The organism is Paenibacillus sp. DMB20 (assembly GCF_000987955.1).
Classification (GTDB): domain Bacteria; phylum Bacillota; class Bacilli; order Paenibacillales; family Paenibacillaceae; genus Paenibacillus_AQ.
On sequence record NZ_LAZU01000043.1, the window covers coordinates 17,385 to 32,570 of the forward strand.

At 48.8% G+C, this 15,186-nt stretch carries 13 protein-coding genes, 2 rRNA genes, 3 pseudogenes and 1 riboswitch; of the genes and pseudogenes, 2 read left to right on the forward strand and 16 right to left on the reverse strand.

Annotated elements, in window-relative coordinates:
• Positions 1–31 precede the first annotated feature (31 nt).
• The 3 genes and pseudogenes from XI25_RS25405 to XI25_RS25415 form a co-directional block, all read right to left on the reverse strand.
• Positions 32–1,229, reverse strand: a pseudogene (locus tag XI25_RS25405) (ubiquitin-like domain-containing protein).
• Between the two features lie 274 nt (positions 1,230–1,503).
• Positions 1,504–1,716, reverse strand: a riboswitch (cyclic di-AMP (ydaO/yuaA leader).
• A 203-nt stretch (positions 1,717–1,919) separates the two neighbouring features.
• Entirely contained in the window at positions 1,920–2,684 is a 765-nt protein-coding gene (locus XI25_RS25410) for a TatD family hydrolase (protein ID WP_046680812.1), read from the reverse strand.
• 45 nt (positions 2,685–2,729) lie between these two features.
• Positions 2,730–3,932, reverse strand: coding sequence for an HD domain-containing protein (locus XI25_RS25415; RefSeq protein WP_442950437.1), 1,203 nt, complete (start codon positions 3,930–3,932; stop codon positions 2,730–2,732).
• Positions 3,933–4,342: 410 nt separating this feature from the next.
• Between XI25_RS25415 and XI25_RS25420 the strand changes: the two genes are divergently transcribed.
• Positions 4,343–4,597 carry an AbrB/MazE/SpoVT family DNA-binding domain-containing protein gene (locus tag XI25_RS25420; RefSeq protein ID WP_006207408.1) on the forward strand — a complete coding sequence of 85 codons (255 nt, stop codon included), beginning with the start codon at positions 4,343–4,345 and terminating at the stop codon, positions 4,595–4,597.
• Positions 4,598–4,855: 258 nt separating this feature from the next.
• Here XI25_RS25420 and rsmI read toward each other — a convergent pair.
• From rsmI to XI25_RS25470, 10 genes and pseudogenes are all read right to left on the reverse strand, one after another.
• Positions 4,856–5,747 (reverse strand): annotated as a pseudogene (gene rsmI, locus XI25_RS25425) (16S rRNA (cytidine(1402)-2'-O)-methyltransferase).
• A complete protein-coding gene (locus XI25_RS25430) occupies positions 5,744–6,505 on the reverse strand; it encodes a tRNA1(Val) (adenine(37)-N6)-methyltransferase (protein ID WP_046680814.1) in 762 nt (253 codons plus the stop codon). Before XI25_RS25430 ends, rsmI begins: the two are co-directional and overlap by 4 nt.
• 278 nt (positions 6,506–6,783) lie before the next feature.
• Complete coding sequence (gene yabA, locus XI25_RS25435; protein WP_046680815.1) at positions 6,784–7,155, reverse strand: DNA replication initiation control protein YabA; 372 nt, start codon at positions 7,153–7,155, stop codon at positions 6,784–6,786.
• Between the two features lie 32 nt (positions 7,156–7,187).
• Entirely contained in the window at positions 7,188–7,988 is an 801-nt protein-coding gene (locus XI25_RS25440) for a PSP1 domain-containing protein (RefSeq protein WP_046680816.1), read from the reverse strand.
• Positions 7,989–8,046: 58 nt separating this feature from the next.
• On the reverse strand, positions 8,047–9,030 hold the full coding sequence (holB, locus tag XI25_RS25445; protein WP_046680817.1) for a DNA polymerase III subunit delta': 984 nt from the start codon (positions 9,028–9,030) through the stop codon (positions 8,047–8,049).
• A gap of 124 nt (positions 9,031–9,154) precedes the next feature.
• Positions 9,155–9,599, reverse strand: a pseudogene (locus XI25_RS25450) (YaaR family protein).
• A gap of 562 nt (positions 9,600–10,161) precedes the next feature.
• Positions 10,162–10,491 carry a cyclic-di-AMP receptor gene (locus tag XI25_RS25455; RefSeq protein ID WP_046680818.1) on the reverse strand — a complete coding sequence of 110 codons (330 nt, stop codon included), beginning with the start codon at positions 10,489–10,491 and terminating at the stop codon, positions 10,162–10,164.
• A 74-nt stretch (positions 10,492–10,565) separates the two neighbouring features.
• Entirely contained in the window at positions 10,566–11,207 is a 642-nt protein-coding gene (gene tmk / locus XI25_RS25460) for a dTMP kinase (protein ID WP_046680819.1), read from the reverse strand.
• Positions 11,204–12,814, reverse strand: coding sequence for an aminotransferase class I/II-fold pyridoxal phosphate-dependent enzyme (locus tag XI25_RS25465; RefSeq protein WP_046680820.1), 1,611 nt, complete (start codon positions 12,812–12,814; stop codon positions 11,204–11,206). The genes tmk and XI25_RS25465 overlap by 4 nt, the downstream gene beginning before the upstream one ends.
• A 136-nt stretch (positions 12,815–12,950) precedes the next feature.
• Positions 12,951–13,136, reverse strand: a complete 186-nt coding sequence (locus XI25_RS25470) for a sigma factor G inhibitor Gin (protein WP_046680821.1) — start codon at positions 13,134–13,136, stop codon at positions 12,951–12,953.
• A gap of 207 nt (positions 13,137–13,343) precedes the next feature.
• Between XI25_RS25470 and XI25_RS25475 the strand changes: the two genes are divergently transcribed.
• A complete protein-coding gene (locus XI25_RS25475; protein ID WP_046680822.1) occupies positions 13,344–13,868 on the forward strand; it encodes a hypothetical protein in 525 nt (174 codons plus the stop codon).
• A 57-nt stretch (positions 13,869–13,925) separates the two neighbouring features.
• On the opposite strand, the gene XI25_RS25480 is transcribed toward XI25_RS25475, so the two are convergent.
• The 3 genes from XI25_RS25480 to XI25_RS25490 all read right to left on the reverse strand — a co-directional run.
• Positions 13,926–14,351: a hypothetical protein gene (locus XI25_RS25480; RefSeq protein WP_046680823.1), complete on the reverse strand. Its 426-nt coding sequence runs from the start codon at positions 14,349–14,351 to the stop codon at positions 13,926–13,928.
• Positions 14,352–14,830: 479 nt separating this feature from the next.
• Positions 14,831–14,947 (reverse strand): 5S ribosomal RNA (rrf, locus tag XI25_RS25485).
• 52 nt (positions 14,948–14,999) lie between these two features.
• Positions 15,000–15,186: ribosomal RNA gene (locus XI25_RS25490) — 23S ribosomal RNA — on the reverse strand; the annotation flags it as partial.

Sequence of the window (15,186 nt, forward strand, 5' to 3'; positions counted from 1 at the left end):
TAGCATGGCATTGTAAAACGAAAATCATGCGTTAGTTCAGCTCCGGTTTCACCGGACCGATCACATAAACCGTACGGCCGCTCTTGCGTCCGAAATTGAGTGCGGCTCTTAAAGAGTCATAATACACATCGATTTTGTGGCCTTTAATGGCGCCGCCGGTATCTTCGGCACGACGGAATCCCACGCCTTCGATGTATACCCACCAGCCGATCGGAATGATGCCCGGATCTACAGCGATCGTACGTCCTTCCGTTACGCGTGTTCCGGAGGCGGTACGTGTGCCAATGCCTTTTTGTTCAGCGGAATACGCTGTCATGGAAACATTGTTCAGTACTTTTTTGTACTTGAAATCCACGCCTGCTCTGGAAACAACATTGTTTTCCCTCGCTTTGGGAACGGTTCTGACCGCTGCTTTCGGCTGAACCGACGACGTTTTCGCGGAAACCAGTTTAACCGATGAAGCCTCAGCCTCAGGGGCTTTAGGAACCATGACTTTTTTTCGTTCCGACCGCAATGATTTTATCCTTCGTCTTACGCTGTACTGTTTTGGCGATGACATTCTTGGAAACCAGCTTGCCGTCCTGGTACACCTTTTCGATATGGTGGACTACAATGCCCGGCTTGCCGCTTTGCAGAACGCGGTTATCCCCTTTTACCAAGGAAGGATCCGCCGTTTTGATGATACGGAAAGAGCGTGTTTCCGTTTGCTTTACCTTTTGTTTCGTGACGCGAACGACACGAATATCTGCTTTTCCGGAAAGTTTGGCCTCCGGAGAAGGAAGTACTTTATCTTGGCCCTGGATCGAAATGCCCGCTTCTTTGAGTACACTTCCAACTGTATCCTGGGTAGTAAATACGGTGTTTGTTTTGCCGTCGGCCGTTACGTTTACGGGAATGGCACGCTTGATAAAGACCCGGTCGCCATCCTGCAGTACTCCGTTTAACGGCATGGAAACCTCATCCTGCGGTTTCAGGGAAATGGCCTGCTCATCCAGCACTTCATGCAGCATAGCCTCATGGGTTTCCACTGTGGTGACACGCCCGTCGACCACAAGGTGAATCTCTTTGCCCGCCCGATTGTGAACAATCAGAAGTACGAGCAGCGTAATTGCGATGGCGCCAATGGCGGCCAGCATTAGGTGATGCAAATTCACATGCTTCCATCGTAATGCGTAAGACATGCTGGATGATTGTGATTCATGGGTCTCTTCTGGTTGAAAAACGCCCACTATGTCATCCTCCTTCATAGCCCCGCCGTCTAGGTAACACATGGCTGCATTTGACGCGACTATAGCAAATTGTCTCACAAGGTGCCCTGCTATCTATCTACACCCTGCGTTACTCCCCGCCTTCCCGTTCATCTGATCGTCACCTCCTGTTTTACCAAAAGTATGACGATGCCCTTCCCAATATTCTAAAACAAAAGAAGCCGAAGAAAGAGTTATAGAGACTCTTTCGTGGCTTCCGGATGTCTGAAAATCTGGAAAATGGCATGCACGAGTTTGCCTCTCTTACTTACGCTTACGGAGTTAGCTGTCGGGTTCGGACGTAAGAGAGACGCCCTATCTCTGGCCCCCGCTCATGGCGGACACCTTCAAATTCACCCCAAAGACCCGAAAATAGAAATCATAATACAGAAGTCGGGCTATTGTTCCCGTCCAAAATCTGTATCGGTTCCCCCGTTCCCCAAACCTGGGGATTAAGCGAGACGGTTCATAAAATATGGAGCTGCCGCTTTCGAAGCAGCTTCTTATCACTGAAAAGATGATATCCTGTTTCCATGCAGGTTGTAAAGCAACAATCAACCACATTTTTTCAGAAAAAAGGTTAAAATATTGTAATAACGACGCCTTTTTTGATTAAAAAACTTTAATTGGTCGTTAAATCTCACTTTTTCACCACTTTTTCTCCCGATTTCATCAAATGCCAAATCGTTCCAGTGCATTTTGAGTCGTAATTGAACCAAGTTCTTCCAGAGACAACCCCTTAATTTGGGCTGCTTGTTCTGCCACCAATCGAACATGAGCAGACTCGTTTCGCTTCCCGCGAAACGGGTGCGGGGTCAAATAAGGGGAGTCTGTTTCGATCAGCAGGCGGTCCATCGGAACCTGGGCCAAAACCTCTTTTGGCTGCTTTGCATTTTTGAACGTAATCGGTCCGCCAAAGGAAATATGAAAGCCCATATGAAGGCATAACTTCGCTGTTTCCCAGCTGCCTGAGAAGGAATGCATAACGCCCCCCACCTCGGAAGCCTTCTCTTCTTTCAAAATCTTTACGATATCCTCATGCGCGTCGCGATTATGAATGACAATCGGCATATTCAATTCACGGGCCAGGCCGATCTGACGGCGCAGCACCTGATGCTGTACTTCCTTCGGCGATGTATCCCAGTGATAATCCAGGCCAATCTCGCCTATGGCGACGACCTTCTCATGGCCGCAGAGCGACGCAATCCAATCTAAATCCCCGTCCTGCATCGTAATGGCATCCACCGGATGCCAGCCGACGGCTGCATATATAAAATCATGCGTTTCCGCAAGTTTCAGTGTGGTCGGTATCGTTTCGCGGTTAAAGCCGATGTTGATCATGCGGGTCACTCCCGCATCAACGGCCCGTTGTATGACCTCTTCACGGTCGCCGTCGAATTCAGGGGCATCCAAATGAGTATGTGTGTCGAATAACATGGTTTATATAAACTCCTTTCCTGTCGATGGATCCTATATTTTAACTTATCCCTGCCCCAATAAGGAGACTACATCTGCCGGCAGCTTGTCCCTGACTTTCTTTACTTTATCTTCAGGATAGTACAAATGGTATCGCCCACGATGAATGCCGCTGATGGAGCGCACAATATCCGATACCTCCGAGATTTCGCGCAATTGCTCGTGCCTGTCGAGGAGCAGTATTTGTTTATTGCTTGCCGGTGAACCGGAATGGAATTCATCATAAGGAAGATCCGTTGGAAAATCAATCTCCAGATCATATTCCGGGTGTAGTCCTGCTTTCAGGAACGCTTGGCGGATTCCGTCGATGGTCTCCAAATCGATGGTGTCGATTTCTACATATTTATAAAGCCTTCTATGCATGAAACGGCCGCATAAATCGCTTAATAATTCATCCGGCTCCAACGTCCATTGTAAAAAGGCGGTCTGGATCAGCGCTTCGTCCAAACGCAGGTACTGGCTGACTGTCGGTTTTCCTTCAAATAATGCCGGCAGCGGTTCCACCATAAACTCGAATGAATAAGCCGATTCATACAAACTTTTTGCCCTCCGGAATATCTGACGCAGGATAATTTCGGAGCTTCGGGTCACCGGATGAAAATATACCTGCCAGTACATTTGATACCTGGACATCAAATAGTCCTCTACTGCGTGCATGCCCGATTCTTTTACAACCACCCGGTCACGGTAAGGACGAAGCATACGCAAAATCCGGTCGATGTCGATCGTTCCGTAATTGACGCCGGTGTAATAAGCATCCCGCAGCAGATAATCCATTCGGTCCGCATCCAGCGGGCTCGTCACCAGATTGATAACGATTGGCTTTTCGTACGTTTTGTCAATGACGGAGGCCACCCTGTCCGGAAAGTCGGGATCCACCTCGCGCAGGACTTTGTTTACGCAGGTATCGCCAACCAAAATCCGGCAGGTCCAATCCTCATGGTTCATCTGGAAAGCTTCTTCTATAGAATGGGAAAACGGGCCGTGCCCCAGATCATGCAGCAGAGCCGCACATAAAGCAAGAAGTCGCTCTTCCTTCGGCCAATCCGGATAACCTCTTCTTTCAAATTGGGAGATGATTTTCCTGGTAATTTCATACACGCCAAGCGAGTGAGAAAAGCGGCTGTGTTCCGCGCCATGAAAAGTCAGGAAGGAAGTCCCAAGCTGCCTCACCCGGCGCAAGCGTTGAAATTCAGGCGTATTAATCAACCGCCAAATGATATCGTCCTGTACATGAACATAGTTGTGAACGGGATCTTTGAAAACTTTTTTCTTCGGTAATCGGCGTATGCATGGTCTTCATCTCCTTCTCCTGAACCTTTTTGTACAAACATATTTTCACTACTTTTGACACATAATGTCGAACTATGTCGAAGTAAGTAAAGACTACCTTTCCAAATCGACACGAGTAAAAAACAAGTATATATACCTAAGACTTTTTGACATTTTTTGTTATAAAATAAGGCTTTCTTCACTATAATTTCGTAAATAAGTTTCTTATTTTCAAATTTATAGGTTGACTGTTTTGGGAATCGTTGGTACTATAAGTAACATAAAAGATAGAACAATGTCGAATTATGACTTTTTTTAAATTATAGCGAGAGGGGCATTAATCAGTTATGATGAAATCAACAGGTATTGTAAGAAAAGTAGATGAACTGGGACGGGTTGTTATTCCGATCGAGCTTCGCCGTACACTCGGAATCGGTGAAAAAGACGCTCTCGAAATCTATGTAGACGGCGAGCGCATCATGCTCAAGAAATACGAACCTGCCTGCATCTTCTGCGGTAACGCAGAGAACGTAACTTACTTCAAAGGCAAAATTGTTTGCCATGAATGTATCTCTGAAATCCCAACACCTGTGACAAATTAATTAACATAGTATATAATAGGTATAATTCAATTTTGTTAATTCTAACCTTTTTCATATCTCCTTGGCGCCTTCCTCGGCTATGAACCCGGCCGCAGGGAGGTATTTTTTTTATCTCCGGGCTTGATTATTGCCCTTATCGCGTCGTTTAGGTTGATGGCTCTTCAACCCCCCTTGACCGGATCTAGTGCTCCTTATCGCGGGCTGCCGAAAGGGAGACGCCAAGAATGAAATCTTTCGGTGATGCCTGATCGAAACGATTTATTTCTCAAGCAACGCGTTATAGATGTCTCGTTTGGACACTCCCCGGTCCGAGGCTGCCTTTTTCATCGCCTCCTTCCGGCTCATTCCTTCTCCTTCATAGTGGGCTACATGCTCGTCCAGCCTCATGTCCTGCCACCAAGCCTCTCTTTCCCGCCGTTCCTCCTCGGCGCTTATCCCCTCCAATACGATGCAATATTCGCCCAGCGGGGGATGCTCTTCCAACCATTCCAAACATTCGGACAGCCTGCCGCGAACAAATTCTTCATACCGCTTGGTCAGTTCCCGGGCAAGAACGGCTTTGCGCTCGCCTAATACCTCTCTCATGAACTCCAGCGTTTTTTTTTACCCGATGAGGAGATTCATAGAACAGCAGCGTTCCCTGCGAAGAGGACAAAGACGACAACTGTTCGGTGATCTCTTTGCGTTCCCGGGGTAAAAAGCCGATAAATGTAAAACGCTCGGTTGGCAAACCGGAGGCTATAAGCGCGGACAACGCAGCGTTCGCTCCGGGTATCGGAATCACGGAGATTCCTTCGGCCACGGCCAGCTTAACCAGATCGCTGCCAGGGTCGGAAATGGCCGGCAGACCGGCATCGCTGACGATCGCCGCATGTTTTCCTTCTATTATATAGCGTATAATCTCAGGTCCGCTCGCGCTCTTGTTATGCTCATGATAGCTGAACAACTGTTTGGGCTGGATGTCAAAATGCGTGAGCAGCTTTCGCGTCTGGCGGGTATCCTCCGCGGCAATGATATCGCACTCCTGGAGGGTGCGAACGGCGCGATAAGTCATATCCTCCAGATTGCCGATCGGGGTCGCCACTAGAAACAAACATCCAGGGCCTCCCTCTTTTCCGGAAGCAAAACTGCTTTGACAAGTCACATTCATGATTTTCCCTCGCTTCCATAGTAAATCTCCATAATCTCCGAACAATAGTTCCCTTGATTATCATAGACAATAAGCGGCGGCTGCAGACGTACCTCCGGCCTACCGTCCCGAATGCACTCGATCAGGACCATGTTCGCTTCCAAATGCGCCCGGGGGTGTACCAAACGAATGATTTTCGGTTCCAGTCTGTATTTATGCATCAAGCTGATCATCTCCGCCAAGCGTTGAGGCTTGTGCACCATGCCCAACTTGCCGCCGGAACGGAGGAGCCGGGCTCCTGCCTGAATGACTTCCTCCAGCGTGCAGTGAATTTCATGCCTTGCTATAGCCTGATGGGGGTTCAACTTGATATCGCTGCCGTTTAGCGGCATATACGGCGGGTTCACCGTAATGTAATCGTAAACACCATGTCCTGTCACACGATGCAGCTCTCTCAAATCCCCTTCGCGTATGACTATCCGCTCTTGAAGTTGATTAAGCGCAACGCTCCGTCTCGCCATATCCGCCAAACGAGGCTGGATTTCAATGCCTTCGATGACCGCTTCGCAACGCGTGGACAGCAGCAGCGGTATAATGCCGTTGCCGGTACACATATCCAGGATACGTCCACCTCGGCGCGGGATGTTCGCAAACCTGGCCAGCAGGACGGCATCCATGGAAAAACTAAACACCTCGTCACTTTGTATAATACCAAGCTCATGCGTGAGCAGATCATCGATCCGTTCCGAGCCGTGAAGCATGACCTCTTCTTGATTCATGGTCTCCAGTCCTTTAACTGTAATCTTGCCAATAAGGTGAACACTTGATATCTAAGAAAAACGTCTATCGACGTACTTTCTCAGAAGACAGACCGCATTTAGCGGGAGCTTTTCTTGCGAGATAAGGATGGCAAACCTCTGAAGTTTATTCTTTCTTATCTCTTCAGAAAAAAGCCGTAGGCATTTATCCCTACGGCTTCTTATTCTATATAAGAAAGTTGCGCTTGCCTATTTTCTTATAGTCCCTGCAGAAACGAAATTCCTAAGGAATCCGCTTCCTACTTGTTCAAAAACGACAGACAGAAGAGACAATCGCCTTCCGTACGCAAATGCCCATAATAGACGTTGCAAATATGGAAGCCTTCATGGTACAGCCGGGCCAGGTTGTCATAACCTTCACCGACGACATCTTCGCCGTTCTCCTCATCCTGAATGACCGATAACGGCTGCTGAAGGTTGTCGGTTTCCGATTCTGCCGATTGAACTTCCCTTTTAAGAACTTTCCGGAGCTGTTCATTTTCAAGGCTGAGACGATGGTTGTCTTCCAGCAATTCCTTGATGACCAGCTTAAGTTCACCCAGTTCACTGTGCATTTGTCCCATCTGTGTTTCCATCTCTTGTATGCGCACAAAAATGTTTTTCTTTTCCAAGATTACACCCCGAAAGTAACCGTTATATGGGTCTACTTGATGACAACGTCATCTAAAGGAAGTTCTTTGACTTTACCGATTTCAAACAACTGTACGTGCACAGTTCGTTTGTCCGCATTCAGGCCGACGACCTTCCCGTCTCCGAGAGAAGTGACGACGAGTTTACCGACGGACGGCAGTTCTTCCTTAACGCTTTCATAATTATCATGCTCAAATTTCAAGCAGCACATCAGTCTTCCGCAGAGGCCGGATATTTTGGTCGGATTGAGCGATAAGCTCTGGTCCTTCGCCATTTTGATCGATACCGGTTCAAAATCGCCAAGCCACGAAGAGCAGCACAACACTCGTCCGCAAGGTCCAAGGCCGCCGAGCATTTTGGCTTCGTCGCGTACGCCGATTTGACGCAGCTCGATCCGCGTCCGGAATATCCCGGCCAGATCCTTCACCAGCTCGCGAAAATCGACGCGGCCTTCCGCTGTAAAGTAGAAAATGATTTTATTTCGGTCGAATGTAAATTCCACATCCACCAGCTTCATTTTCAATTCATGATCCCGGATCTTATTCAAGCAGACTGTAAATGCATCCTTCGCCGCCAGTTTGTTCTCTTCCACCACGCGGGCGTCGGAGTCGCCGGCAATGCGGATCACCTTCTTCAGGGGAAGCACCACATCCGATTCCTGTACCTCTTTCTTGCCTATTACAACTTGACCGTATTCGATACCGCGGGCGGTTTCCACGATAACGGATTGTTCCTTCTCCACCGGAAGGTCGGACGGATCAAAGTAATATATTTTGCCCGCTTTTTTAAAGCGGACACCCACTACACTGTACAAAAATTAACCCCCTTGTTTGCCTTTACCTATTGGCCATTCTCGGGTAATCGGGGTCGCCTCACGCCGGAGTTTCGCCCATACCCAGTAATAATTGCTCGAGACAGAGCTGTCCGTTGACATTGTAACGTAACTTCTTCTGACACTCTGCGGCCAAATCCATGCAGGAGACCCATTGTGACGTGCTGCGGGCTGACGCGTGACCGGAGATAAACTCCGCCTGATCTATGAAAACGAGACGTTCTTGCCGACCGTATTGGACATGAATCATATCCTTAAACCATAAATGGAACAAACTGAACAGCATGTCCAGGTGTTCGGAGAGTCCGGATTTGAACACTTTCTGACCGGCAGTGATGATACTTGTACCGGCGCGGTTCAGAGACTCCTTCCCTAATTGTAACACTACGTTTCTAATTTCTGCAAACCAATTCTCATTCAAAATTTCCCGGCATCCTTCAAGTCCGGAAGCCAAATGAACCGCACACCGGACCAGGGCCGGCGGGTATCCTTCACCGACCAGAACCCGCTCCATCATTTCCGGATCAAGCGCTCTAAAGGGTACCGTTTGCGCCCGGGACTGAATGGTTGGAAGCAGGGCCTGTCCATTTTCGGCAATCAAAATGGCAACCGCCGGTACCGGCGGCTCCTCCAAAAACTTCAGCAGGCTGTTTGCCGCCTGAACCGTCATTTTATCAGCATGGTTTATAATGTAAACTTTGGGATTGTTTTTCTCGGACCGATATGAAAAAATCCGCTGAAGCTCGCGGATCTGGTCAATTTTAATGCTTGCGCCATCAGGCTCGATTGTCGTCAGATCCGGATGGTTTCCGTGCTCTACCTTTCGGCATTCCAAACATTTCCCGCATGCATCATCGGGGTTCGATGTGCAAAATAACGCCTTGGCAAATACGGTTGCCGTCTCTATCTGACCCGCGCCTTTAGGACCGCTGAACAAGTAAGCATGGCTAACCGCGTTTCGGCGCAGGACATTTTGAAGCAGCTGCTTAGCGGCCTCCTGGCCCAATATATCATTAAAAGACATAAGTCCTCTCACTTTCGTAGCATCATGTTGAAACATATGGCCGCAAAATAACCGTTTGAATTAACGCCGACCACACTGTTTCCTGGGAAATAATACGAACCTTTGTTATGGACGGAATCAAATATTAAAAAACCATATTAATCAGCATGCCTCGGATTTCCCCGATCTTGCTCAGCAGTTCGATTTTTCCCTGCTCGCTTTCCAGAAGCTCGTCCGCCATGGAAAGAAGCACGGAATCGATTTCGTCTATCACATTGTATCTTTTGCCGCGCCCCCGGCGGTCCCAACCGCGCGTCTCCTTCATGGACACTCCGCGGCGAACCGTTTCCTCAAGGAATCGTTTCACCATCAGGCGGTAGGCCTTCAGTTCGCGAATGGTCATGGCCCGGGCCAAACGCTCCCCCTGAAGGGAAATTTCGCGCATTTGCCGGTTCAGTTCTTCTTTGGAAGCTTTCTCTCCCTGCTGATACATCATATCGGAGAACGTTTTTTTGCTGGATCGGTTTAGCGCTGCTGTCCGGGACCGATATTTCACTTTTCAAGGGCCTGAAGCCCGGATTGATCTTCAACGAAATCAACCGCCTTTTAAATTTAATATCACGACGGAGACAGAAGCCATAGCATCACATAAGCTTTGGCCGCCTGTCTCCCATTAACCCATATATAAAATAGAAGCCCTGCGAGATTTCAATCGTATCTCCTGGGTCGGTAAAAAGACGTTCAATGTGTCTTTAAATGGAGAAAGACCCGTTTGGGGGCTGCACGTAAGTCCTTTCCCAAATCAGTATATAGGTCTTTCTCGGTTGGCTTTCCGATATCCAAGGGAGAAGCGATAACGCCATACTTCCCAAAGAATGAAGGGCCTCTCTCGAACCTATAAGCCACGCATAAATGAATGTAAGCTATACTTTTTTGGAGATGGACAACAAGCCGTTTTTCGTAAACGTCTCAGCTTATTGCACCAAAGGTAGATGTCTTTATTATGATATCAGAACCTGGCCTTCTTATGGGGAACAAGCTTCAATACCGCAAGAAAAACATCCAATTCGTTAAAACCTTGGACAGACCTTTTTAGCTTTACAACGATGATTGCAGTCCAGCGGAAAAACGTGTTAGAGATGTTCAAGTTTATTAAAAATGTTCAAAACGATCAACAGGAAGCACGAATACCGTTGCGCCGCCAACCTGAACTTCAACCGGCAGCGGCAAATAGGAATCTGTCGTTCCGCTCATCGGTGTAACCGGCGTTACCAGCTGCTCACGCACTTTGCAGTTGTTGCGAATAACGCTCATGACGCTTTCCACCTGGCTGTCATCCACCCCAATCATAAACGTGGTGTTCCCTGCTTTCAAAAATCCCCCGGTACTTGCCAGCTTGGTTGCCCGGAAATTCGCCTTCACGAGACCGGCTGATAAACGATTACTATCCTTATCCTGTACAATCGCAACGATTAACTTCATGTGCAATGTCCCTCCTTGTCATCTCATACGGCAGCATGGATAAATGCCGTATCTGTATTATTTGACAATCATCCTCAAAAATCCTTTAAAACCGCACTTTCCAGCACACGGATCATCTCCCGCTCCACCAGTGCAGGCGATTTGGAAGCGTCAATAACCTTTATCCGTTCAGGGTCCCTCTCGGCTATCTTCCTATAGCCTTCCCTAACTTTGCGGTGAAAAGCCATGCTTTCCATGTCGAGACGGTTATATTCACGCTCTCCGTTAGCCATGATTCGAGACATTCCGACTTCAGGGTCGATATCCAGCAAGAGCGTCAAATCGGGCATGCGGGATTCAATCGCAAATTGGTTGATTTTCCATACTTCCTCCATTCCGATCCCGCGACCCAAGCCTTGGTACACCAGGCTGCTGTCGACAAAACGGTCGCAAATCACCGTTAGCCCCTCCGCTAGCGCAGGCTCCACCCGCTCTACCAAGTGCTGCCTTCGTGCCGCTGCATAGAGCAGAGCTTCGGTCCGGGCATCCATGCTCGTATGCTTCGGATCCAAAATGACGGTACGAATTTTCTCCGCAATCTCGATGCCTCCGGGTTCTCTGGTTATGAGGTAAGGTATGGAATGGTTTTGAAAATAAGCCGACAAGCGGCCGATCATGGTCGTTTTCCCCGATCCCTCCCCTCCCTCAATCGTTATGAATAATGGTTTGCGGTTCATTTCGTTACCTGCTTTCTTGGATTCTTGAATACGAGAATATTCCGCAGCGTTCGATCTGCGGTTCCCTGGCACTTGGCCCCCGCGTTTCCCAGCGCCGTCAGCCGTTCAGCCGTCATGTTGGTTATCAACTCTCCCGGATATAAAATCGGGATGCCCGGCGGGTAGGGAATAACCATTTCGGCAGCAATCCTGCCTGAACATTTCTCTACCGCTACTGACTCCATATCCCCGGGTTCTGCCGGAGTTAAGCTGAAGCTGACCGGCTCCGAGAAAGGCGGAACGCTTCCTGAATTGTTCCACGTGGAAACATTGTGCTTCGTTTCGGTCAAAGGCGGATTGAGGACGCCGAGGAGTTCTGTCTCCTCCTCTTCCTCTACAATATGCCGGAGTGCCCATAAGAGGTGATTGGCATCCTCCTCCGTTGAGCCTAGCGTAAAGAGCAGGACGACGTGCCGTTCGTCGCTCATCTCCGGGACACAGCCGCGCGCTTCCAGCGCGTGCTGGAGTCCATAGCCGCTCAAGGACCCGGTGCGGTCATATATGACCGCCTTGAACGGGTCTTGGCGGGTATAAACCGCCGCTGTGTCCTGAGGCGGCGGGACTTGTCCGCCGGCCGTACCGGTGCCGGCGGCAGGACCCCAGGGCTGCGGCGGTTGCAGCAGCCCGAAGCGCGGCAGCTGTGCGAGGCCGCGCTTGAAGGCGCCCACGGCGGCAAGGCCCGCCGTGAAGGCGCTTGGGCCCTGCGCGTGTACCAGGCGCCGGGCCAGGTCCAACGAGGCCATCACGGGGTATGATGGGCTCGAACTCTGCACCATGGCAAGCCGCTGGCGCAGTAGGTTGCGGTCAAGCAGCTCGCCCTGCACATGCAGCATGGCGCCCATGGTCATGGCCGCCAGCATTTTATGCGTGGACTGCACGACAGCATCAGCACCACAGGACAGCGCATTTTCCGGCAAGTCCGGATGAAGTCCATAATGAGCACCATGCGCTTCATCCACGAGGAGCGGAATGTTCCTAGCATGGCAGAGATCGGCAATCCCCTTCAGATTGATCCCCATCCCGTAGTAATTGGGCATGGTCACCAAAACGCCTCTCGCTTCCGGATAAACCGCTAAAGCGGCAGCCAGTGCATGACATGAAGGAGCCACCGGCAGACCGCTCTCCGCATCGATGTCCGGATCCAGGAAAACAGCTCTCGCCCCCGCCAGCATCAGCCCGTTCAGGACGGATTTGTGAACATTTCGCTGAAGCAGGAGCACATCCCCGGGCTTGCGACAAACCGTCAGTATCATGGCCAAATTTCCTGCCGTACTTCCACCAACAAGAAAATAGCTCTCATCCGCCCCAAAACAATTCGCGGCCAAAGCCTGTGCTTCCTTGATTACGCCCTCGGGATGGTGCAAATCATCCGTCCCAGAGATTTCTGTCACATCCACGGTCATGACCTCGGCCAACGGCCCGGCACCGTCTAACCCGACGTAGGCCTTTCCATTTTTATGGCCGGGTACATGAAAGGTACGGTCAGCCCTTTGCCGATAGGCAAGCAGTTCCTCAAACAGCGGCGCCTTTTCTTTTTTCTTGCCTCTATCTCTATCATCATACGTCATTGATAATTATTCCTTCCGGCATGTGTTCCACTACCCTATTTTATCGTAAAATGAAACGCCCGCCTATGCCCGACCGTCCTCTTTTCCGGCTGTAACAAAAAAAAGGCCTCTTCATCCCAGGCCTCCGTCCTTCTTCTTAAACCTTGTTCGGCATCACGATTTGTTTTAACTGATGAATAAAGAAGCGATATTTTGCATCCTCGGCGTTCGTATGAACAATTTCGGACTCGCAGTCCTCGCACACAAATTGTGATACAATGGTGATTCCTTCTTTTTTGACTTGGCTGCATACAATACAGACGCGTTCAGCCATCTCTTCCATGAGCCATCCCACCTTGTTTCTTTTACTATCAGTATGACACAGTTTCTAGCATTTTAAACCCTTTCATAGGGTCATCTTTTTCTTTTCCCTACTGTATATGTAATAAAATCTTCAAGGTGTCTGTACCCCCATGCTTCATAAAATTTAACGGGAAACCGATAAAAACATTAGAGGCTTATCTATTCCCAAAGGAGGCCAGCAAGCTCAATGCCAGAACAACCTCTTGGCCAAGCGACCTTTTATCAATACCGGCTGCTCAAAAAAGTAACCCTTTCCAAACCGGTGCTTGGTATATATCTTACTCTGCCCTGTTTGGCAGTGGCTACTGAAATGATTATCCTGTCATGGGACAGCTTTTTGTTTTTCCTTCTTGCATTCGCGCTTGTTCTTTGGATTCATTTCGTTATCGGACGATCGGTTTTATTCATTCTCGGATCCGTTTATGCAAAGAGATGGCATTTCGTTCTAAAAACACCGTGGCTTGGTTATATGCCAGAACAGCATGTAAGCAGCCGTATGTTCAAAAAAGTCCAATTACATACCACCTGGATCGGTTTCTGCCTATTTGGCGTGATGGCCTTCTGGTCTCCAACCTCCTTCATGCTATCGGCTCTATTTTGGCATATATGGCTGCTCCTGCCCCGCTATTATGCAATTTTGCGTTTTATGGGACAGCATAAGGACGGCATGCTGAAATTTAACGATCAGGATATTTCGTATTACATGCAGTAAACCTAACATAACCTTTGCAAAAAAAGAAGACCTTATCCTTTGTGGATAAAGGTCTTCTTACTTTTTACTCTCCAACCCTTGAATATCTTTCTTAAGAGGTGTCGGTACCGTTATTATTAAGAAATCGTCATGCACCGTGAGATGGACGATATTTTTGCCTTTCTCAAACACGAGAGAAGAGCCTTTTTGTTCTTCCTTCTTCTCTTTCCAGCCCCAAGACTCAATTTCCTCCAGATACGGTTCAGGAAGGCTTTCTTCTTCCTTTAAGCCCGGCAAAGCATAACGAACATAATCCAGATCGCCGCTTCCTTTCGTCTGCTCTGCCCGATTCGCTTCTTTCGGTACCGGAAAAGACTTAACATTGGCTGCACCGTCAAAAGACTTCCACGATGGTTCATCCGACGCTCCGCATCCCGAGCCTAGCAGTATAATTGCTCCTGCACATATCACCCCGGCAGCCCGTACTCCAATGTTACGCAACATAATATGGTCCTCCTTTCTCCACGCTAACCGGTCTACAGATGTGGTATATCGATGTATGGTTAGTGGAGAACTTACCTCTTCAGGCCTTACAACCTACAATTTGCACAAACCGGAAGCATATAGGATATAATTCCCTGGTTTACGACTAATTCTATTATACTGATTTTCAATTTTCATCGGTTACAATATTTTCATCAGTTTTGTCACATTTCTCCCCATACAAGCGTTAGGATTTGAAGGCATCCCTCCGCCAATCTCAAAGCGACTTCCTTTTACCGAAGCTTACCTGGCAGGAACAAAGAAGAATGCTTGTACCTTCTGATCTTTATAAAAACGTCCATCGACCGATTCGATCCCGCTTAGCCGCCTTTTCGAAAGTTCTTGCGATTTCGGATCGCTTCAGCTTTTGGCATAGATTAACTCTCCGTAATAACCTAAAAAATAAAAACCACCGTCGATTACATCGACAGTGGTTTTTCGCTTGGCGACGTCCTACTCTCCCGGGACCCTTCGGTCCAAGTACCATCGGCGCTGGAAGGCTTAACGGTCGTGTTCGGGATGGGTACGCGTGGAACCCTTCCGCTATCGCCACCAAACGATTCAAGGTTGAACCTTGAAAACTAGATACGAAACGTTTTGCGTTATATTTAGGATAAGCCCTCGACCGATTAGTATTGGTCAGCTCCATGCATTGCTGCACTTCCACCTCCAACCTATCTACCTCGTCGTCTTCAAGGGGTCTTACGAATTGGGAAATCTCATCTTGAGGGGGGCTTCACGCTTAGATGCTTTCAGCGCTTATCCCTTCCGTACTTAGCTACCCAGCCGTGCTCCT